Source organism: Ectorhizobium quercum (genome assembly GCF_026552795.1).
Lineage (GTDB): Bacteria > Pseudomonadota > Alphaproteobacteria > Rhizobiales > Rhizobiaceae > Ectorhizobium > Ectorhizobium quercum.
Map to the genome: position 1 here is coordinate 258,060 of NZ_JANFPI010000002.1, position 18,359 is coordinate 276,418.

The window sequence follows — 18,359 nt, forward strand, 5'->3', positions numbered from 1 at the left end:
CTTTTCCATGTACGTCCGCGCCGGCCCTTTATGCCTTGCCGACACGTTCCAGATAGCGCTGGTCGATTTCCGGCAGCGGCTCGTTGTCGATGGCCGCCTCGAAGGCCACGAGGCGCTTGTAAATCGACAGAAGCTCGATGATCGTCGACCAGAAGCTGACCAGATACTGGAAGCTGTCCGTCACCTGCCCGAAGGCCGTCGCCACCTGCTGCCAGAGGCCCATCGTCAGCCGCCCGGCCACGAAGGTCGGAATGAGGATGAAGGTCAGGAAGATGGCGTCGAGCTGGCCGTAGGTGTAGCGCGCCACGTTGAAATAGAGATAGTGCCAGTACATGCGGAAATAGTTCCGCCGCACATTGTCGAACAGTTCGCGCACCGTCACCGGGTCGGCGCGCTCGGCGTGATCCTCGCCGTAGACCAGTTCCTTACGGAAGGCCGCCTCGACGCGCTGGTTGCGGAATTGCAGCCCAGGCAGCTTGATGCCGGCCAGCGCCAGAAGACCGGTGCCGAACAGCGACCAGACGATCGCCAGCCAGAAGAGCGCGTGCGGAATGGCGCCGATCACCGGCAGGTCGCCGATATTGTCCGAGAGGCGGAAGAGGATCGGCAGGAAGACCACCAGCGTCATGACGGAGTTGATCAGCGCCACGCCCAGCCCTTCGAGAATGTTGGCGAAGCGCATCGTGTCTTCCTGCACGCGCTGCGAGGCGCCTTCGATGTGGCGCAGCTTGTCCCATTTGGAAAGGTAGTAGTTGTTCATCGCCGTGCGCCAGCGGAACACGTAGTGGTTAGTGAAGAAGGCCGTGATCACGCTGAGCGCCACGCCGATCAGGCCGATTTCCAGGAAGCGGAGCTGAAGGCTGTAGAGCGCGCCGACCGTCACGTCCGGGTCCTTGTTCATGGCCCTCTGGATCATGTCCCAGAACGGCCCGCGCCAGTTGTTCACCGCCACGGAGATCTGCACGCTGAAATAGGCGATGAAGATGATGAAGGCCGATCCCCAGATCGACCAGTCCACCCACGGATGATCCCGCGCGATCACCTTCCAGACGAAGCCGAAGATTCCCACGAAGATCGTGAAGTAGATATAGAACCAGATGTTGTCCGGGGTGAGGAAGAAGGCGAGGCCGACCGGCGGCGTTTCGCCCGGGGGCATCGGCGGCAGGCCGACCAGAGCGCCGATCTGCGGACCGACCGAATACCAGACGCAGATGCAGACCAAAGTCCAGATCGCAGCCGAGGAAAAGAACAGTTTGGGGCGGGGGAAAAAGGAATGAAACACGCGTCGGAACCTTGTCTTGGCGGATGGCTCGAGAGGGCGGAACCCTCCCTGCCCGACCAGTTGACGCGAAACTATGGCAGAAGCGTGTGCGCCGCAATGGCACGGATCGAAGCTTACGGAATTGTCATCTACCGGCCGTCTGGCGGCGCGCGGTGATCACCGGCACGAGCAGCGCCGCGCCGATCATCAAGATGCCGGCCGCGATGACGCTCGGCAGGAGAAAGCTGCCGGATATGTCCGCCGCCCAGCCGCCGACGAGCGGCCCGGCGATCTGGCCGACCCCGAAGATCGCCGTCATGACGCCCATCGCCCGCCGCGGGCTCTCGGGCGCGAACGTCCGGCCGGTCGCCAGCCCGCAGGAGGTGATGACCATGAAGGTGCAGCCAAGCAGGATGCCGCCGGCGACCACCGCAAATCTGGCTGGCAGAAGCACGGAAGCGAGCGTCCCCGCCGCCAGAAGAACCATGCAGATGGCGAACACGACATCCGCCCCGCGCCGCCTGACGAGCGGCTGCCAGGCAAACAGCGATGCGAAGCAGGCAATGCCGGTCGCGAACCAGGCGGAAAACTCCACCCATTGCCCGGACCCCGCCTGCCGGGCGATGGCGACCAGGAACGTGGCGCTGACGATGTAGCCGAATCCGAAGCAGCAATAGGCCGCCGCCACAATCACGAACAGCGGCCGCCATTTCAGTTCGGGCTCCGTCGCCTTGCGCGCGCCAGCCTGCGGTTTCGGCAGCACGACGGCCGCCAGAGCGAAAATGGCCAGCGCCAGGAGCGATCCCGTCAGCCAGCCCGGCCTCCAGCTCTCGCCGCTGCCGCCCGCCAGCACGTAAACCGCCATGACGATCAGGGAGGACAGCGAAATGCCGAGGCCGACGCCGCCGAACATGGCGGAAGGCACGGTCGCGCTGCCCGCCCGGGCCGCCAGTTCGAGGACGATGGCGGAGGTGAAGATCAGGGCGAAGGCGCTCGCCAGCCCGGCCAGAAAACGGATGGCGATGAAGGGCGCGAGCGATTGCGGCCAGGCCATGAGCGCCATCAGCACCGCCGTCGCCAGCAGGCCGGCGAGTGCGGCGGACCGTTCGCGGCCCGCCGCCCAGCTTTGCGCCGCAAGCAGCGCGCCGATCAGATAGCCCGCGAAATTGGCGGCCGCGATCAGGCCCGCATCGGCGGGCGACAGGCCGAGCGAGGCCATCATGCCCGGCAGGACCGGCGTATAGAAAAAGCGGCCGAGCCCCTGCGAGGAGGCAAGCGCCAGCGCGCCGGTCAGGCCGAGGAGGAAAAGCGAGGGGAAGCGGACGGTCCGGACAGTCATGCCGCCGTTCATGCCATTGCCACCGGCGCAAAACAAATCAGGAATTCTGATGGCAGCGATGAACGCCGCTCACCGTGTCAATCCGGCAGCGTCAGCACGACCGGGCCGTTGCGGGTGCAGACCACGGTGTGCTCGAACTGCACGGTCGGCGCCTTGGGACTGGAATAGAGCGTCCAGTCGTCCTCGCCGTCGCTGTCCTCGGCCCACTGGCCGCCGAGCGAGAGGAAAGGCTCGATGGTGAAGACGAGGCCGTCCTGCATGATCCGCTTTTCGTCGGGGTCGGGCCAGGTCGAGAGTTCGGTCGGCTCCTCGTGCAGCGAACGGCCGATGCCGTGGCTGGCGAGGTTGGCGATCAGCGTGTATCTGTTCTTGGCCGCGAAGGTGCCGATGGCCTGCCCGATGCTGGCGAGCGGCTTGTCGGCCTTCACCTCGCCGATGCCGAGCCAGCAGGCGCGCTTGCCGTCGCGCAGCAGGCGGGAGATTTTCGGCGCGGTCTTGCCGACCGTGAAGGATGCGCCCGTATCGGAAAAGAAGCCGTCCTTTTCGGCCGAAACGTCGATATTGACCAGATCGCCCGCCTTGATGACCCGCTCGCCCGGAATGCCGTGCGCCACTTCCTCGTTGACGGAAATGCAGGTCGCGCCGGGAAACTGGTAGCAAAGCTCCGGCGCCGAGCGCGCGCCCGCCGCCTCCAGCGCCCTGCGGCCGATCTCGTCCAGTTCGCGGGTGGTGATGCCGGGACGAAGCGCCTCGCTCATCGTCTGGAGCGTCCGCGCACAGATGCGGCCGATATCGCGCATCTTGCCGAACTCTTCCTGACTGCTGATCACCATCGGACTGCTCTCCCTGACGATTGAAATTCACGCGGCGGGTTTGCCGCCGCTTTCGCTGCCCGTCAATTCCTTTCTGACAAGCGGCGCGACTTTCGTGCCATAAAGCTCGATTCCGCGCAGGATCGCGTCGTGCGGCATCAGGCCGATGGCCATCTGCAACAGGAAGCGGTCGTTGCCGAACAGGCGGTGCGCGGCGACGATCTTTTCCGCCACCTCCTCCGGCGCGCCGACGAAGAGGTTGCCGGTCGGTCCCATCGCCCGGTCGAACTGGCCGCGCGTTCCAGGCGGCCAGCCCCGCTCGCGGCCGAGACGGTCCATCACCGCCTGCTGCGGGCCGTAGAAGGTGTCGGCGGCCTGTTGCCGGGTGACGTCGACGAAACCGTGAACGTTGATCGAGGTCGCAAGCTTCGCCGGGTCCTGCCCGGCGCGGCGCGCTGCCTCGCGGTAAAGCGAAAAAAGCGGCGCAAAACGCGGATACTCGCCGCCGATGATGGCGAGCGCCACCGGCAGGCCGAGCGCGCCGGCGCGAGCGACCGATTGCGGCGTGCCGCCGACGGCCACCCAGACCGGCAGCTTTTCCTGGAGCGGGCGCGGATAGACGCCCCGCCCGTCGATGGTCTGGGTATGCTTGCCCTGCCAGCGAACGGTCTCGCCTTCGTTCAGCCGCATCAGAAGTTCAAGCTTCTCGGCGAAGAGATCGTCGTAGTCGTCGAGGTCGTAGCCGAACAGCGGAAAGGATTCGATGAAGGAACCGCGCCCGACCATGATTTCTGCCCGCCCGCCGGAGATAAGATCGATGGTGGCGAACTGCTGGAAGAGCCGCACCGGATCGTCCGAGCTGATGACGGAGACGGCGCTCGTCAGCCGGATGGTCTTCGTCTTCACCGCCGCGGCGGCCAGCACCGTGGAAGGCGAGGAAACCGCGTAGTCCGGCCGGTGATGTTCGCCGAGGCCGAACACGTCGAGCCCGACCTGATCGGCCAGCTCGATTTCCTCCAGCAGGTTCTTCAGCCGCCGTGCGCCTTCCGGGCCTCGGGGCGCCGCCGGATCGACATCCGCGAAAGTGTAAAGACCGAGTTCCATGCCTCATCTCCTGTGCGTTTCAATTCCAGATAGAGGCTCCCGCACGAAAGCGCAAAGCGGCCTGCCGTTGACAGTTCGTCTCCGCATCCGGCGGCCTCGCCCGCAACTGCGGAAAAATGAGTTCAATTCCGACCGATTTCGTATCCAATCCTTGCGCCCCCTAAAAACATGGATTGCCAGAGCACCGCTTTTGCGCGTAACTTTTCAGACCGGCGCATGAAATCAAGACGACCTGAAGGGGAAGCATGTCCGGTAGTATTCGTTTCATTCTGAACGAGACCGAAGTCGAGGTCCGGGATTTCGGCCCTGCCGACACGCTGCTCGACTATCTGCGGCTCGAGCGCCGGCTGAGGGGCACGAAGGAAGGCTGCGCCGAAGGCGATTGCGGCGCCTGCACCGTGCTGGTCGGGCGTCTCACCGGCGGCGCGCTCGTCTATGAGGGCGTCAATGCCTGCATCCGCTTCCTCGGTTCCCTCAACGCGACCCACATCGTTACCGTCGAGCATCTGGCAGGCAAGGACGGCGCCCTGCACCCCGTGCAGCAGGCGATGGTGGATTGCCACGGCTCGCAATGCGGCTTCTGCACGCCGGGCTTCGTCATGTCGCTCTACGGCCTCTGGCTCGCCAATCCGCAGCCGACCCGCGAGGAGATCGAGCGCGCGCTGCAAGGCAATCTCTGTCGCTGCACCGGCTACGAGGCCATCGTGAAGGCGGCCGAACAGGCGGCCCTTTCACGCCCCTCCGCCGCCGATCCGGTCTTCGGCGGCCGCGAGAAGGTCGCCGCCCGCCTGAAGGAACTCGCCGTGGACGAGACCATTGTCATCGAAAGGAACGGAGAGCGCGCCATCCTGCCCGCCTCAGCCTCCGATCTCGCCCGCATTCTCGCGCAGGAAGCCGGGGCGACCATCGTCGCCGGCTCCACCGACACGGGCCTGTGGGTGACGAAGCAGATGCGCAGCCTCTCGCCGGCCGTCTTCATCAACCATCTGCCCGAACTCCAGACGCTCGACGTGACGGAAGACGGCATGCGGATCGGCGCAGGCGTCACCTATGCCGCCGCCTTCAATGCCGTCAGCGCCATGTTTCCCGCCTTCGGCCGGCTGATTTCCCGTATCGGCGGCCAGCAGGTGCGCAACATGGGCACCATCGGCGGCAACATCGCCAACGGCTCGCCCATCGGCGACACGCCGCCCGCGCTGATCGCGCTCGGCGCCGAACTGACGCTCAACGGCGCCGCCGGTCCGCGCACGCTGCCGCTGGAGGCCTTCTTCATCGATTACGGCAAGCAGGACCGCAAGCCCGGCGAATTCGTCGAAAGCGTCTTCATTCCGCGCCCGGCGCGCGACAGCCGCTATGCCGTCTACAAGATTTCCAAGCGCCGCGACGAGGATATCTCCGCCGTCTGCGGCGGCTTCTATCTTGAGCTTGAGGCCGGAACCGTGAAAGCCGTCCGCATCGCCTTCGGCGGCATGGCCGGAACGCCGAAACGCGCCGGCGCCGTCGAAGCGGCCCTGCTCGGCAGGCCGTGGACGGAGGAAACGGTGCGCGCCGCGCAACCCGCCTTCGACGCCGATTACCAGCCGCTGACCGACTGGCGCGCCACCGCCGGATATCGCCAACTCACGGCCAAAAACCTGCTTTACCGTTTCTTCCTCGAAACATCCGGCACGCCGCAGGAACTGAAGCGTTACGCGGAGGCTTGAACGCAATGGACAAGGCCACCTTCACCGCTGCCGCCACGATCAAGGGACCGATGCACGCATCGCTGCGGCACGATTCCGCCCACAAGCACGTGACGGGCGCGGCCGAATATATCGACGACATTCCCGAACCGGCCGGCCTGCTGCACGGCGCGCTCGGCCTCGCCGAGCGGGCGCATGCGGACATCCTGTCCGTCGATCTTTCCGACGTCGCCGCCCAGCCCGGCGTGGTCTGCGTGCTGACGGCCGGCGACGTGCCCGGCGTCAACGACGTCTCGTCCACCGGCCGCCACGACGAGCCCCTGCTTGCCGAAACCAGGGTCGAGTTCCACGGCCAGCCGATCTTCGCCGTGATCGCCGAAACCCGCGACATTGCCCGGCGCGCGGCGCGCAGGGCGAAGATCGAATATCGCGACCTGCCGCACTGGTCGGATATCGACGGCGCGATCGCCAACGACGCGCCGACGGTCGTCGAGCCGATGGTTCTGCATCGCGGCGAGCCGGAAACCGAGATCGGCAAGGCGCCGCGCCGCCTGAAGGGCACGTTCCATGTCGGCGGGCAGGAGCATTTCTATCTGGAAAGCCACATCGCGCTCGCCATTCCCGGCGAAGACGACGAGGTGGCGATCTGGTCCTCCACCCAGCACCCGAGCGAGGTGCAGCACATCGTCGGCCATGTCATGGGCATCGCCTCGAACGCCATCACGGTCAACGTGCGCCGCATGGGCGGCGGCTTCGGCGGCAAGGAAACGCAGGGCAACCAGTTCGCCGCCCTTGCCGTCATCGCGGCGAAGAAGCTGAACCGTGCCGTGAAGTTCCGCCCCGACCGCGACGAGGACATGGTGGCGACCGGCAAGCGCCACGATTTCCGCATCGACTACGATCTCGGCTTCGACGACGAGGGCCGCATCCACGCGGTCGACGCGACCTTCGCGGCCCGCTGCGGCTTCTCCGCCGATCTTTCCGGCCCGGTCACGGACCGCGCGCTGTTCCATGCCGATTCCAGCTATTTCTACCCGCATGTGCGGCTCGTCTCGAAGCCGCTCAAGACGCACACCGTCTCCAACACCGCCTTTCGCGGCTTCGGCGGCCCGCAGGGCATGGTGGGCGGCGAACGCTTCATCGAGGAAATCGCCTATGCCGTCGGCAAGGACCCGCTCGAAATCCGCAAGCTGAACTTCTACGGCCAGCCCGGCTCGGGCCGCACCCTCACCCCCTACCATCAGGACATCGCCGACAACATCATCGGCCGGATCGTGTCGGAACTGGAAGAGGGCGCGGACTATCAGGCACGGCGCGAGGCGATCCTCGCCTTCAACGAGACGAGCCCGGTCATCCGCAAGGGCATCGCGCTGACCCCGGTGAAATTCGGCATCTCCTTCACCATGACGGCCTTCAACCAGGCCGGCGCGCTGGTGCATGTCTATAACGACGGGTCGATCCACCTGAACCACGGCGGCACGGAAATGGGCCAGGGCCTCTACACCAAGGTGGCGCAGGTGGTGGCCGATGCGTTCAAGGTCGATATCGACCGGGTGAAGATCACCGCCACCACCACCGGCAAGGTGCCGAACACCTCGGCCACCGCCGCCTCCTCCGGTTCGGACCTGAACGGCATGGCCGCATGGGATGCCTGCCGCCAGATCAAGGAGCGCCTCGTCGCCTTCGCCGCCGCGGCATGGAACGTGCCGGAAGGCGAGGTGGAGTTCCTGCCGAACCGCGTGCGGATCGGCGGCGAGCAGGTGCCCTTCCCGGAATTCATCAACAAGGCCTATTTCGCCCGCGTCCAGCTTTCGGCGGCGGGGTTCTACAAGACCCCGAAGATCCACTGGGACCGCAAGGCCGGTCGCGGCCATCCCTTCTATTACTTCGCCTATGGCGCTGCCTGCTCGGAAGTGTCTATCGATACGCTGACCGGCGAATACCAGGTGGAGCGCACCGACATTCTCCACGATGTCGGCCGCTCGCTGAACCCGGACATCGACAAGGGCCAGATCGAGGGCGCCTTCGTGCAGGGCATGGGCTGGCTGACGACCGAGGAACTGTGGTGGGACGCCAAGGGCCGCCTGCGCACCCATGCCCCCTCCACCTACAAGATTCCGCTGGCTTCCGACCGGCCGAAGATCTTCAATGTCGCGCTGGCCGAATGGGCGGAAAATACCGAGCCCACCATCGGCCGCTCCAAGGCGGTGGGCGAGCCGCCCTTCATGCTGGGCATTTCGGTTCTGGAGGCGCTGTCGATGGCCGTCGCCTCGGTCGCCGGCTATCGCCAATGCCCGCGCCTCGACGCGCCCGCCACCCCGGAGCGCGTGCTGATGGCCGTGGAACGGCTGAAGGGGCCTTGATGCAGCTCCTCTCTACCTTCCTCGAAGACAATCCCAGGACCATCCTCGTCGAGGTCGTCGAGGTGAAAGGCTCCACCCCGCGCGAGGCGGGCGCGTGGATGCTCGTCTCCGAAACCGGCCTCCACGGCACCATCGGCGGCGGCGCCTTCGAATATATGGCGATCGACCATGCCCGGGCGCTTCTGGCCGGCAGGGCGGACGATCTGCGGCGGGACATTCCGCTCGGCCCGGCCATCGGCCAGTGCTGCGGCGGCTTCGTGTCGCTGTCCTTCTCGGTCTTCGACGCGGCTGCCCGAACCCGCCTCGAAACACGGCTGAAAGCGGAGACGGAAACGCATCCCGCCGTCTTCGTCTTCGGCGCTGGCCATGTCGGCAAGGCGCTCGCCTCCGCGCTCCTGCCCCTGCCCTTCGCCGTCACGGTCGTCGAGACGCGCCGGGAGGAATTGCAAGGCCTGCCGGAAGGGGTCGCCACCCGGCTTTCCGCCCTGCCGGAAGCCGAGGCGACGGCCATTCCGCCGGGCGGCGCCGCCATCATCGTCACCCACGACCACGCGCTGGATTTCCTGATCGCCTGGCGTGCGCTCGCCCGCACCGACCTTTTCTATACCGGCATGATCGGCTCGGCCACCAAACGGGCGACCTTCGCCAGGTGGTTCGTGTCCGAAGGCGGCGAACCGGCAGCGCTCGACCGCCTCGTCCTGCCGATCGGCGGCAGCGCGGTGCGCGACAAGCGCCCGGCGGTCATCGCGGCTATGGTCGCAGCCGAACTGCTTCGCGCCTCTGCTTCTCGCGCAGCGGCGTCACCTCTTCCTGCCCTGTCGGCAGAGCGAGATCGCCCTTGAGCATGGCCGGCACGTCACCGCCGCATTGGCGCCGTTTCGCCAGCCGCCGCACGGCCCGGCATGAAAATGCGCGCAGGCGCGCCAGCAGCCGCACCGCGCGCGGACTGTCGATGAACATCGTTCTCTCCTTGATCCAGGCCCAAATCCATTGGTTGCCCGAACCGGAAAATGCTTTTTCCTTTCCGGAACATCCAATGAAAACTGCCGCGCCTTCCATAAAGAGAACTTATCCATGAAGATGTCGCGGCAGTTTCCCCTGAACGCATTGAGGGTTTTCGAGGCGACGGCTCGCCATCTCAGTTTCACGAGAGCGGGCGAAGAACTCGGCATGACGCAGACCGCCGTCAGCTATCAGATCAGGCTGCTGGAGGAGAACGTCGGCAAACCGCTTTTCGAAAGGCGCCCGCGCCAGATCGCCCTCACCGAGACCGGCGAGCGGCTTTTCCCGCGGGTTGCGGAGGCTTTCGGCCTGCTGACCGAGGCGGTCCGCTCCGCACGCCGTACCGCCGACGAGACGCTGGAAATCCATTCCGTGCCGACATTCGCCGCGCAATGGCTGGCGCGCCATCTCGGCGGCTTCCAGTTGCAGCATCCCGATATCGCCGTCCGGCTGCTGCGGGCGGTCGACGAAAAGGATTTCGATCGCGAAACCGCCGATGTCGCGATCCGTATCGGAACGGGAAACTGGCCGGGACTCGTCTGCCATCCGATCCTGCGGCTTCGCTACGCACCGATGCTCAGTCCGGAACTTGCGGCCAGCGTCGGAGGGATCAGCCAGCTTTCCGACCTGCTGGCATTGCCCTGCATCAGTTCGACGGCCGCCTGCTGGAGGTCCTGGTTCAGCGCGGCCGGCGTCGATGCGTCCGGACACAGCTTTCCGAAGCTGGACGCCTTCGGCGCTCTGGACATGGAGGCCAATGCTGCTATTGCCGGTCATGGCGTGGCGATGCTGAGTCCGTTCTACGTTCAGGACGAACTCGATTCCGGCCGCCTCATCCAGCCTTTCGACCTGTTTCTGGAAAAGGAAAGCATCTACTGGCTGGTCTACCCGCGAAGCCGGCGCAACACCTACAAGATCAAGGCTTTCCGGCAATGGATCACCGACATGCTGCCGCCCTTCGAACCGGACGGACAGACATGATGCCGGGCGCCGCGCGGCCTTGGGGGCGAGGCTCCGGAATGCTCGTGAAGAACTTTCCTTACCGCGGTTCTTTCGCAAGATCGCGGGGCAGACACCAAGAAGGGGAACCGAATGTTTGACTATCCCATCCTCTGGGAATGGCTGTCCTTCGCCGTCCGCTGGCTGCATGTCATCACGGCCATCGCGTGGATCGGCTCGTCGTTCTATTTCATCGCGCTCGATCTCGGCCTCACGAAGCGCCCGCACCTGCCCTCCGGCGTGCATGGCGAGGAATGGCAGGTTCACGGCGGCGGCTTCTACCATATCCAGAAATATCTGGTCGCGCCGGCCTCGATGCCGGACCACCTGATCTGGTTCAAATGGGAAAGTTACGTCACCTGGCTGTCGGGCGCCGCGCTACTGGCCATCGTCTATTACGCCGGGGCGGACCTCTTCCTGATCGACACGGACGTGATGGAACTGGCGGGCTGGCAGGCGATCCTCATTTCCATCGTTTCGCTGACCATCGGCTGGATCGCCTACGACCTGCTCTGCAAGTCGCCGCTGGGCAGGAACACCCGCGGCCTGATGATCCTGCTCTATCTGGTGCTGGTCATCATGGCCTTCGCCTATACGCAGGTCTTTTCCGGCCGCGCCACCTTCCTGCATCTCGGCGCCTTCACGGCGACGATCATGACGGCCAACGTGTTCTTCGTCATCATTCCCAACCAGAAGATCGTCGTCGCCGATCTCAAGGCCGGCAGGACGCCGGACCCGAAGCTTGGCGCACAGGCCAAGCAACGCTCGCTGCACAACAACTACCTGACGCTGCCGGTCATCTTCTTCATGCTGTCGAACCACTATCCGATGGCCTTCGCCACGGCGTGGAACTGGGCCATCGCGGCGCTGGTCTTCCTGCTCGGCGTCACCATCCGCCACTGGTTCAACACCACCCATGCCCGCAAAGGCAAGCCGTACTGGACCTGGGGCGCGACCGCCGCGATCTTCGCCGCCATCGTCTGGCTCTCGACGCTCGGCAACGGCGCGCCGGTGGCCGAGGATGAAGAAGCGGCCGCCCCCGCGCCGGCCTATGCCCGTTTCGCCGACGATCCGCATTTCGAGGAGGTGCGCGATCTCGTCCAGTCGCGCTGTTCGATGTGCCACGCGCGGGAGCCGGCCTGGGAGGGCATCATCCACGCGCCCAAGGCGGTGAAGCTCGAAACCGACGCGGAAATCGCCCGCCACGCCCGCGAGATCTATTTGCAGGCGGGCATCAGCCGGGCGATGCCGCCCGGCAACGTCACCTACCTGACAGCGGAAGACAGGGCGCTGCTGACAGCCTGGTATGAAAGCGCCCTTTCCCGAAAGACCACGCAATGACACGACTGCTGCTGAGGGGCCGCCTCCTCTCCTTCCACCGCATGCCGGAAAGCCTCGACGACCGGGCGAGCTATCTCTACGAGGAGGACGGCGGCCTGCTGATCGAGGACGGTGTGATCGCCGCCGTCGGTGACTACGCCTCTGTCAGGGCCGAAGCGCCGGAAGGCACCGCGGAGATCGACCACCGGCCACACCTCATCCTGCCCGGCTTCATCGATACGCATATCCATTTCCCGCAGATGCAGGTGATCGGCTCCTACGCCGCCAATCTTCTGGAATGGCTGAACACCTACACTTTCCCCGAGGAATGCAGGTTCGTGGAAAGCGCCCATGCCGGGCGCATCGCCACGCATCTGTTCGATGAGCTTCTGCGCCACGGCACCACCACCGCCGCTGCCTATTGCTCGGTCCACAAGACCTCCGCCGACGCCTTCTTCGCCGAAAGCCTGAAGCGCGGCACCTGCATGATCGGCGGCAAGGTGATGATGGACCGCAACGCCCCGCAGGGCCTGCTCGACACGCCGGAGACCGGCTATGACGAGACCCGCGCGGTGATCGATGAGTGGCACGGCCGGGGCCGCAACCACGTCGCCATCACGCCGCGCTTCGCCATCACCTCCACGCCGCGGCAGATGGAAGCCGCCGCAGCACTCGCCCGCGAGTTTCCCGACCTGCACATCCAGACGCACCTGTCGGAAAACGACGAGGAAATCCGCTACACCGGCGAGCTTTACCCGGAAGCGTCCGACTATACCGACATCTACGCCCGCTACGGCCTCCTGCGCCCGAAGGCGTTGCTCGGCCACTGCATCCATCTTTCCGAACGCGAGGCGGACGTGCTAAGCGACACGGGCGCGGTCGCCGTCCATTGCCCGACCTCGAACCTCTTCCTCGGTTCGGGCCTGATGCCGCTGAAAAAGCTCATCGGCCGCGAGAAACCCGTGACGGTTTCGGTCGCCACCGACATCGGCGGCGGCTCCAGCTATTCGATGCTGAGGACGATGGACGAGGCCTACAAGGTCCAGCAACTGCTGGGCGAGCGGCTGAACCCGCTGGAAAGCTTCTGGCTGCTGACCCGCGGCAATGCCGAAGCCGTCGCGCTGGCCGACCGCATCGGCTCGCTCGATCCCGGCACCGATGCCGACCTCGTGGTGCTGGACGCGTCGGCGACGCCGGCGATGGCATTGAAGATGGAAGTGGTCGGCTCGCTCGCGGACGAACTGTTCCTGCTGCAAACGCTCGGCGACGACCGCGCCGTTGCCGAAACCTACGTTGCCGGCCGCCCGGCGAAAAGCAGCATTGCGACAATTGCGTCATGACGCGCGCCGGCCCGGCGTGCTAGACCGGGCCACTTTCAACCACCGGAATACCCCTCATGACTGCTTCCCTCGATATCGCCGACCTCAAGGCCCGCGCGAAACGCCGTGTGCCGAAAATGTTCTTCGACTACGCCGACAGTGGCTCGTACACGCAAAGCACCTATCGGGCGAACGAGGAGGATTTCGGCAGGATCAAGCTGCGCCAGCGCGTGCTGGTGGACATGGCGAACCGCTCGCTGAAAACGACGATGGTCGGCCACCCCGTTTCCATGCCGGTCGCACTCGCCCCGACCGGCCTGACGGGCATGCAGCATGCCGACGGCGAGATCCTCGCGGCGCAGGCGGCGGAAGAGGCGGGCGTGCCCTTCACCCTGTCGACCATGAGCATCTGCTCCATCGAGGATGTCGCCGCCCACACGAAATCGCCCTTCTGGTTCCAGCTCTACGTGATGAAGGACCGCGATTTTGTCGGCAGCCTCATCGACCGCGCCCGGGCGGCGGGCTGCTCGGCGCTGGTGCTGACGCTCGACCTGCAAATCCTCGGCCAGCGCCACAACGACATCCGCAACGGCCTGTCCACACCGCCGAAATTCACTCCGAAGCATATCTGGCAGATGGCGACCCGGCCCTTCTGGTGCCTCGACATGCTGAAGACGAAGCGCCGTACCTTCGGCAACATCGTCGGCCATGCGAAGAACGTCTCGGACCTCTCCTCGCTCTCCACCTGGACGGCGGAACAGTTCGACCCGCAGCTTTCGTGGAAGGACGTGGAATGGATCCGGCAGCGCTGGGGCGGCAAGCTGATCCTGAAGGGCGTGCTCGACGTCGAGGATGCGGAAATGGCGGCGAGGACGGGCGCCGATGCGCTGATCGTCTCCAATCACGGCGGCCGCCAGCTCGACGGCGCGCCCTCCTCCATTTCCGCCCTGCCCCGGATCGCCGAAGCGGTCGGCGACCGCATCGAGGTCCATATGGATGGCGGCATCCGCTCCGGCCAGGATGTCCTGAAGGCGCTGGCGCTCGGCGCGAGGGGCACCTTCATCGGCCGCCCCTTCCTCTACGGCCTCGGCGCCGGCGGACGCGAGGGCGTGAAGCTGGCGCTCGAGATCATCCGCCGGGAGATGGACACCACGCTCGCCCTCTGCGGCAGGAGGGAGATTTCCGGGGCGACGCGGGAGATCATCGCCGAAAGCCCGTTCTGATCACCGCCGTCTCACGGATGTTTGAAGCGGCCGGCCTTCAAAAGCCCCGCGGATACCGACACACTTGCAGGACGTTCTTTCGTTCAACAGGTCGAAGAGGCTGATCCCATGAAACGGACCCTGATCGCAGCGGCACTCGCGTTTTCGCCGGTTCTTGCGCTTCCCGGCCCGCCGGCGTTCGCCCAGAACGCCAGCGGATGCGCCGCCACCGAAACGATGCGCGGCGGCCGGAACAATTATATCGCCAACGCCCCTGCGGTCGAAAACCTCGGCACCGGCTTCGTCGTGTCGGGAACGGTGCGCGAAGCCGGCACCTGCGCGCCGCTCGCCAATGTGCGCGTGCAGATCTGGACTGCCACGGAACGCGGCGGCGAGCGCGAGCCGACCAACCGCGGCAGCGTCATGACCGACGCCCAGGGCAATTTCCGCCTCGAAACCTCGCCCATCGTCCCGCAATTCGGCCAGGCGCACATCCATGTCGCCTTCGACGATCCGGGCTATGAGACGCTCTTCCTGCGGCCCGTGCTGCAAAGCCGCAACGACACGTCCATCGTCGTCGATTTCAATCTGGCTCCGACCGGCGGCGATGCGCCGAAGAGTTGAGGCGATCGCCCTGTGGACGGCGGTCGGCCTCGTCGCCGTCCTGCCCGTCGCCGTGGCGGCGGCAAGCCCCCTGCTGAACGGACGCGACGCGATATGGATCGCCGGCGGCATGGCCGGCGTCCTTGCGTTGAGCACGCTTTTCCTGCAACCGCTCTTCGTCGCCAACCGCCTGCCCGGAACGCGCGGCAGGACCGGCCTGTCCTGGCATCGCCTGACGGGCGCGGTCACACTGCTTCTCGTGATCGCCCATGTCGGCGGCCTCTACATCTACAGCCCGGAGGACATTGCCGACGCCCTGCTGCTCGTCGCGCCCACCCCCTTCTCGCTCTATGGCGTGATCGGCCTCGTGGCCCTGCTGCTGACGGCGGCGCTCGCCGCGGGCCGCCGCCGGCTGCGCCTTGCGCCCGCCCTGTGGCGCGCGCTTCACATGCTCCTCGCCGCCACGGCCACCATTGCCGGGATCGTCCATGCGTGGATGATCGAGGGTGCGATGGGAGACATGACGAAAGCGATGATCTGCGCCGCAGCCCTGCTCGCAACGCTTCTGGCCGTGAAAACCCGGCTGCGACCCAGCCGCTGAGAGCAAACCCGGGAAAAGTCTGAAGCGGTTCTGCGGCCGGAAATACGTAAAAACAAGCAGTTCGAGCGCTTTCTCGATTCAAGGAATGCGGAAATGCTCAAGGACGATCCCGCCGCACCCGGTCGGTCAGCGGACCCAGCCCGTTCTCAGCGCGCTCGTCCAGTCCTTCAGGCCCGCAGCTTCCGAAAGCCGTGCCATTGCCTCGTTGTCGTAGCGCACCTGCCGAAAAGCCGGCTGCCAGCCGCGCGCCGTCTTTTCCACGATGGCGTAGCAGGCGAACAGCGTTCCGGCCTCGGCCTTGTGATACCACGGCTGGTCATAGTCGTAGCCGGGGCAGCCGACGCTGCCGGGATTGACGAGAAGCCGCCCGCCGGACAGCAGCACGGAGCGGGCGATATGGCTGTGGCCGCAGAGAATGAGCGTCTGCTCGATGCCCTCGGCCAGCGCCTTGATCTCCTCCAGCGCCTTCAGCCGGAAGGAACCCTCGGGCGTCAGCGCCTCGGTCCAGTAGGTGTTGTCGTCCTGCGGTGTCGCATGGCAGAGATAGACCTCATCGCGCCACACCAGACTGAAGGGCAAGGCGCCGATCCAGTCGAGATGCGCCGGCGAAAGCTGCGCGCGGGCCGGTCGCTCCCAGTCTCCCATCTCCGCGAAGGGCCGGTCGATCAGGGCGCGGTCGTGGTTGCCGCAAACGGTCGGAATGGCGCGTGAAAGCAGGATGTCCGCCGTCCTGCCCGCCTCCAGCGGCCCGCTGAAACAGTCGCCAAGATTGACGATGTCGGTGATGCCTTGCCGGTCGATGTCGGCAAGGACGGCCTCCAGCGCCGCCGCATTGCCGTGAACGTCGGCGATGACGGCAAGGCGCATGCTCAGCTTCCCCGATAGGTGGAATAGCTGAACGGCGATATCAGCAGCGGCACATGGTAGTGCTGCGTCGTATCGGCGACGCCGAAACGGATCGGGATGGTATCGAGGAAAGGCGGTTCCGGCAGCGCGTGGCCGGCGGCGCGCAGATAATCGCCTGCGTGGAAGACCAGTTCGTATTCCCCGACGAGGAAGCTGTCGCCGGACAGGATCGGCCCGCCGTCGACGCGCCCGTCCGCATTGGTCGTCACCGTCTTGAGGACCGCCCGTCCCTTGCCTTCATGGCGCACCACATCGATGCGCATGCCGGCCGCGGGCCTGCCGAGCGCGGTATCGAGAACATGGGTGGTCACTCCGGTCATGGCGTCGGCTCTCCGATCAGGTAGGGCGTATCGAAAAAATACTCTTCGAGATTGTTGCCCGGCCCGAGACGGTCGACAACCAGAAAATCGCTCACCGCGCCCAGCGTCATCAGCGGATGGTGCCAGACGTTCGAGCGATAGTTCACGCCCTGGCCTCCGCTGGCCAGGAAAACGCGCGGAACCGCCGGAATACCGTCCCTGTCCTCGGAAACGACGACGAGAAACGGCCGGCCGGACAGCGGCGAGAAGCTCTGGCTGCCGAGCGGATGACGCTCCATCATGGTGACGAGATAGGGAAACCGGCGCGGCTCGCCCCGGAAGATGCTGATGACGACCTCCGCATCCTCGCCATAGGCCTCGACGCGGGCGAGCGCATCGAAACGCCGGGTCGTCCCGCCGTTGATCAGGCGCATGGAGGCCGGATCGGGGTCGATCACATCGCCGAAGGGGGCGAAGGCTTCGCGGCTCAGCGGTTCGATGGGAAGGAAATCGTCGGCCATGACGCTCACGCCTTGAAGCCGAACAGACGCAGGCGGCTGATGCCGCCATCCGGGAACATGGCGAGGCGCACATGCGTCACCGGCCCGATGTCGCGCACTTCCCCGGCATAGTCGTGGATGTGGTCGGCCTTCAGCTTCTGGCGGGGCAGAAGCTCCGGCCAGCCTTCGGACGCGGCGATCTCGTCCGCGCTGAAATAATCGCTGTGGCCCGGCAGCGAGATGCCGCGGATCTCCGCGCCATCGGGAAAATTGCCCTTGAAGTGGGCGGTGTCGATGACGATGCGCCGGATAAGGCCCGCATGGCCGAGGCGGATGATCGCCCAGTCGTGGCCCGGTCCGCGGCGGCGGGCGGTTTCCCAGCCGTCGCCCATGTTCACGCCGCGACCGGCGTTCAGGATCAGGTCCGGGTGGCCGTAATGCGCATCCGACCAGGCGAGCGACTTCGAACCGTTGAAGATATAGGCGAGGTCGATTTCCCGGTCCGCCGGGATCTTCGACCAGTCGACATGCGCCGAACCATAGACACGCAGGCGGGCGATGCCGCCATCGGGATAGATATGCAGGCGCAGATGCGTCCATACCTTCGTCTTGTCCGCCACCTCGATGAAGTGGTGGGCGTTCGGGCCGAGCGGATGCTTCGGCAGGATTTCCGTCCAGTCGCTGGCGTCCGTCGGGTCGCCTTCCTCGAGGAAGCACGCCTCGATGGAGCAATGCGGCGGATAGTTTCCGGTGAAATGGCTGGTATCGATATCGAAACCGTGGACATAGCCCGGCATGGCGAGGCGGATCACCGCCCAGTCATGGCCCGGCACGCGCTTGCGGCGGCTTTCCCAGCCGTCCATCCACTTGCCGTTCTCGTCGTATTCACCCGGCAGGAAGACCGCCGGATCGTCCTTCAGCATGCGCGACAGCGGCGCGAAGAACTCGTCGGTGGCATAAAGGCCGCGTGCACCGAGGCGCGCCGAGGCCAGGTTGACCGCGCCCTTGGCGAAATCGGGCACGTCAACGGATTCAACTTCACTCATC

The 18,359-nt window shown here is 65.6% G+C and carries 18 protein-coding genes; 10 read left to right on the top strand and 8 right to left on the bottom strand.

Annotated features, from left to right (window positions below):
- Nucleotides 1-28: 28 nt before the first annotated feature.
- The 4 genes from sbmA to NOF55_RS05945 all read right to left on the bottom strand — a co-directional run bounded on the left by sbmA (nt 29) and on the right by NOF55_RS05945 (nt 4,516).
- The gene (sbmA, locus tag NOF55_RS05930; protein WP_306410423.1) at nt 29-1,282 is read right to left on the bottom strand and encodes a peptide antibiotic transporter SbmA; all 1,254 of its coding nucleotides are present in this window, start codon (nt 1,280-1,282) and stop codon (nt 29-31) included.
- Between the two features lie 124 nt (nt 1,283-1,406).
- On the bottom strand, nt 1,407-2,600 hold the full coding sequence (locus tag NOF55_RS05935; protein WP_306410424.1) for a YbfB/YjiJ family MFS transporter: 1,194 nt from the start codon (nt 2,598-2,600) through the stop codon (nt 1,407-1,409).
- Nucleotides 2,601-2,677: 77 nt separating this feature from the next.
- A complete protein-coding gene (gene map / locus NOF55_RS05940) occupies nt 2,678-3,433 on the bottom strand; it encodes a type I methionyl aminopeptidase (protein ID WP_306410425.1) in 756 nt (251 codons plus the stop codon).
- A gap of 27 nt (nt 3,434-3,460) precedes the next feature.
- Nucleotides 3,461-4,516 (bottom strand): LLM class flavin-dependent oxidoreductase, encoded by a 1,056-nt coding sequence (locus tag NOF55_RS05945; RefSeq protein ID WP_306410426.1) that lies wholly within the window; start codon nt 4,514-4,516, stop codon nt 3,461-3,463.
- A 245-nt stretch (nt 4,517-4,761) separates the two neighbouring features.
- On the opposite strand from NOF55_RS05945, the gene xdhA reads away from it, so the two are divergent.
- The 10 genes from xdhA (at nt 4,762) to NOF55_RS05995 (ending at nt 15,607) form a co-directional block, all read left to right on the top strand.
- Nucleotides 4,762-6,219: a xanthine dehydrogenase small subunit gene (gene xdhA / locus NOF55_RS05950; protein WP_306410427.1), complete on the top strand. Its 1,458-nt coding sequence runs from the start codon at nt 4,762-4,764 to the stop codon at nt 6,217-6,219.
- Nucleotides 6,220-6,224: 5 nt separating this feature from the next.
- The gene (xdhB, locus tag NOF55_RS05955) at nt 6,225-8,561 is read left to right on the top strand and encodes a xanthine dehydrogenase molybdopterin binding subunit (protein WP_306410428.1); all 2,337 of its coding nucleotides are present in this window, start codon (nt 6,225-6,227) and stop codon (nt 8,559-8,561) included.
- The gene (gene xdhC / locus NOF55_RS05960) at nt 8,561-9,403 is read left to right on the top strand and encodes a xanthine dehydrogenase accessory protein XdhC (protein WP_306410429.1); all 843 of its coding nucleotides are present in this window, start codon (nt 8,561-8,563) and stop codon (nt 9,401-9,403) included. Before xdhB ends, xdhC begins: the two co-directional genes overlap by 1 nt.
- A complete protein-coding gene (locus tag NOF55_RS05965) occupies nt 9,400-9,639 on the top strand; it encodes a hypothetical protein (RefSeq protein ID WP_306410430.1) in 240 nt (79 codons plus the stop codon). Before xdhC ends, NOF55_RS05965 begins: the two co-directional genes overlap by 4 nt.
- Complete coding sequence (locus NOF55_RS05970) at nt 9,636-10,544, top strand: LysR substrate-binding domain-containing protein (RefSeq protein ID WP_306410431.1); 909 nt, start codon at nt 9,636-9,638, stop codon at nt 10,542-10,544. Before NOF55_RS05965 ends, NOF55_RS05970 begins: the two co-directional genes overlap by 4 nt.
- Nucleotides 10,545-10,655: 111 nt before the next feature.
- Nucleotides 10,656-11,903, top strand: a complete 1,248-nt coding sequence (locus NOF55_RS05975) for a urate hydroxylase PuuD (protein WP_306410432.1) — start codon at nt 10,656-10,658, stop codon at nt 11,901-11,903.
- Nucleotides 11,900-13,222 (top strand): guanine deaminase, encoded by a 1,323-nt coding sequence (gene guaD, locus NOF55_RS05980; protein ID WP_306410433.1) that lies wholly within the window; start codon nt 11,900-11,902, stop codon nt 13,220-13,222. The genes NOF55_RS05975 and guaD overlap by 4 nt, the downstream gene beginning before the upstream one ends.
- Before the next feature lie 56 nt (nt 13,223-13,278).
- Complete coding sequence (locus tag NOF55_RS05985; RefSeq protein WP_306410434.1) at nt 13,279-14,424, top strand: alpha-hydroxy acid oxidase; 1,146 nt, start codon at nt 13,279-13,281, stop codon at nt 14,422-14,424.
- Between the two features lie 108 nt (nt 14,425-14,532).
- Nucleotides 14,533-15,027: a peptidase associated/transthyretin-like domain-containing protein gene (locus NOF55_RS05990; protein ID WP_306410435.1), complete on the top strand. Its 495-nt coding sequence runs from the start codon at nt 14,533-14,535 to the stop codon at nt 15,025-15,027.
- A complete protein-coding gene (locus NOF55_RS05995; RefSeq protein WP_306410436.1) occupies nt 15,011-15,607 on the top strand; it encodes a ferric reductase-like transmembrane domain-containing protein in 597 nt (198 codons plus the stop codon). Before NOF55_RS05990 ends, NOF55_RS05995 begins: the two co-directional genes overlap by 17 nt.
- A 126-nt stretch (nt 15,608-15,733) precedes the next feature.
- Here the strand turns inward: NOF55_RS05995 and NOF55_RS06000 are convergent, their stop codons facing one another.
- From NOF55_RS06000 to alc, 4 genes are read right to left on the bottom strand one after another with little or no spacing between them, the layout of a single operon-like run.
- Nucleotides 15,734-16,474, bottom strand: a complete 741-nt coding sequence (locus tag NOF55_RS06000) for a metallophosphoesterase family protein (protein ID WP_306410437.1) — start codon at nt 16,472-16,474, stop codon at nt 15,734-15,736.
- 2 nt (nt 16,475-16,476) lie between these two features.
- Nucleotides 16,477-16,833, bottom strand: coding sequence for a hydroxyisourate hydrolase (gene uraH, locus NOF55_RS06005; protein WP_306410438.1), 357 nt, complete (start codon nt 16,831-16,833; stop codon nt 16,477-16,479).
- Nucleotides 16,830-17,333 carry an ureidoglycolate lyase gene (locus tag NOF55_RS06010; RefSeq protein ID WP_306410439.1) on the bottom strand — a complete coding sequence of 168 codons (504 nt, stop codon included), beginning with the start codon at nt 17,331-17,333 and terminating at the stop codon, nt 16,830-16,832. The genes uraH and NOF55_RS06010 overlap by 4 nt, the downstream gene beginning before the upstream one ends.
- A 5-nt stretch (nt 17,334-17,338) precedes the next feature.
- Nucleotides 17,339-18,358, bottom strand: coding sequence for an allantoicase (gene alc, locus NOF55_RS06015; RefSeq protein WP_306410440.1), 1,020 nt, complete (start codon nt 18,356-18,358; stop codon nt 17,339-17,341).
- Nucleotide 18,359: the final 1 nt, after the last annotated feature.

Bases quoted from the DNA above. Each gene is read 5' to 3' on its own strand.
- NOF55_RS05935 (WP_306410424.1), bottom strand. From the start codon at position 2,600: ATGACTGTCCGGACCGTCCGCTTCCCCTCGCTTTTCCTCCTCGGCCTG.
- map (WP_306410425.1), bottom strand. From the start codon at position 3,433: ATGGTGATCAGCAGTCAGGAAGAGTTCGGCAAGATGCGCGATATCGGC.
- NOF55_RS05945 (WP_306410426.1), bottom strand. From the start codon at position 4,516: ATGGAACTCGGTCTTTACACTTTCGCGGATGTCGATCCGGCGGCGCCC.
- xdhA (WP_306410427.1), top strand. From the start codon at position 4,762: ATGTCCGGTAGTATTCGTTTCATTCTGAACGAGACCGAAGTCGAGGTC.
- xdhB (WP_306410428.1), top strand. From the start codon at position 6,225: ATGGACAAGGCCACCTTCACCGCTGCCGCCACGATCAAGGGACCGATG.
- xdhC (WP_306410429.1), top strand. From the start codon at position 8,561: ATGCAGCTCCTCTCTACCTTCCTCGAAGACAATCCCAGGACCATCCTC.
- NOF55_RS05970 (WP_306410431.1), top strand. From the start codon at position 9,636: ATGAAGATGTCGCGGCAGTTTCCCCTGAACGCATTGAGGGTTTTCGAG.
- NOF55_RS05975 (WP_306410432.1), top strand. From the start codon at position 10,656: ATGTTTGACTATCCCATCCTCTGGGAATGGCTGTCCTTCGCCGTCCGC.
- guaD (WP_306410433.1), top strand. From the start codon at position 11,900: ATGACACGACTGCTGCTGAGGGGCCGCCTCCTCTCCTTCCACCGCATG.
- NOF55_RS05985 (WP_306410434.1), top strand. From the start codon at position 13,279: ATGACTGCTTCCCTCGATATCGCCGACCTCAAGGCCCGCGCGAAACGC.
- NOF55_RS05990 (WP_306410435.1), top strand. From the start codon at position 14,533: ATGAAACGGACCCTGATCGCAGCGGCACTCGCGTTTTCGCCGGTTCTT.
- NOF55_RS05995 (WP_306410436.1), top strand. From the start codon at position 15,011: ATGCGCCGAAGAGTTGAGGCGATCGCCCTGTGGACGGCGGTCGGCCTC.
- NOF55_RS06000 (WP_306410437.1), bottom strand. From the start codon at position 16,474: ATGCGCCTTGCCGTCATCGCCGACGTTCACGGCAATGCGGCGGCGCTG.
- uraH (WP_306410438.1), bottom strand. From the start codon at position 16,833: ATGACCGGAGTGACCACCCATGTTCTCGATACCGCGCTCGGCAGGCCC.
- NOF55_RS06010 (WP_306410439.1), bottom strand. From the start codon at position 17,333: ATGGCCGACGATTTCCTTCCCATCGAACCGCTGAGCCGCGAAGCCTTC.
- alc (WP_306410440.1), bottom strand. From the start codon at position 18,358: ATGAGTGAAGTTGAATCCGTTGACGTGCCCGATTTCGCCAAGGGCGCG.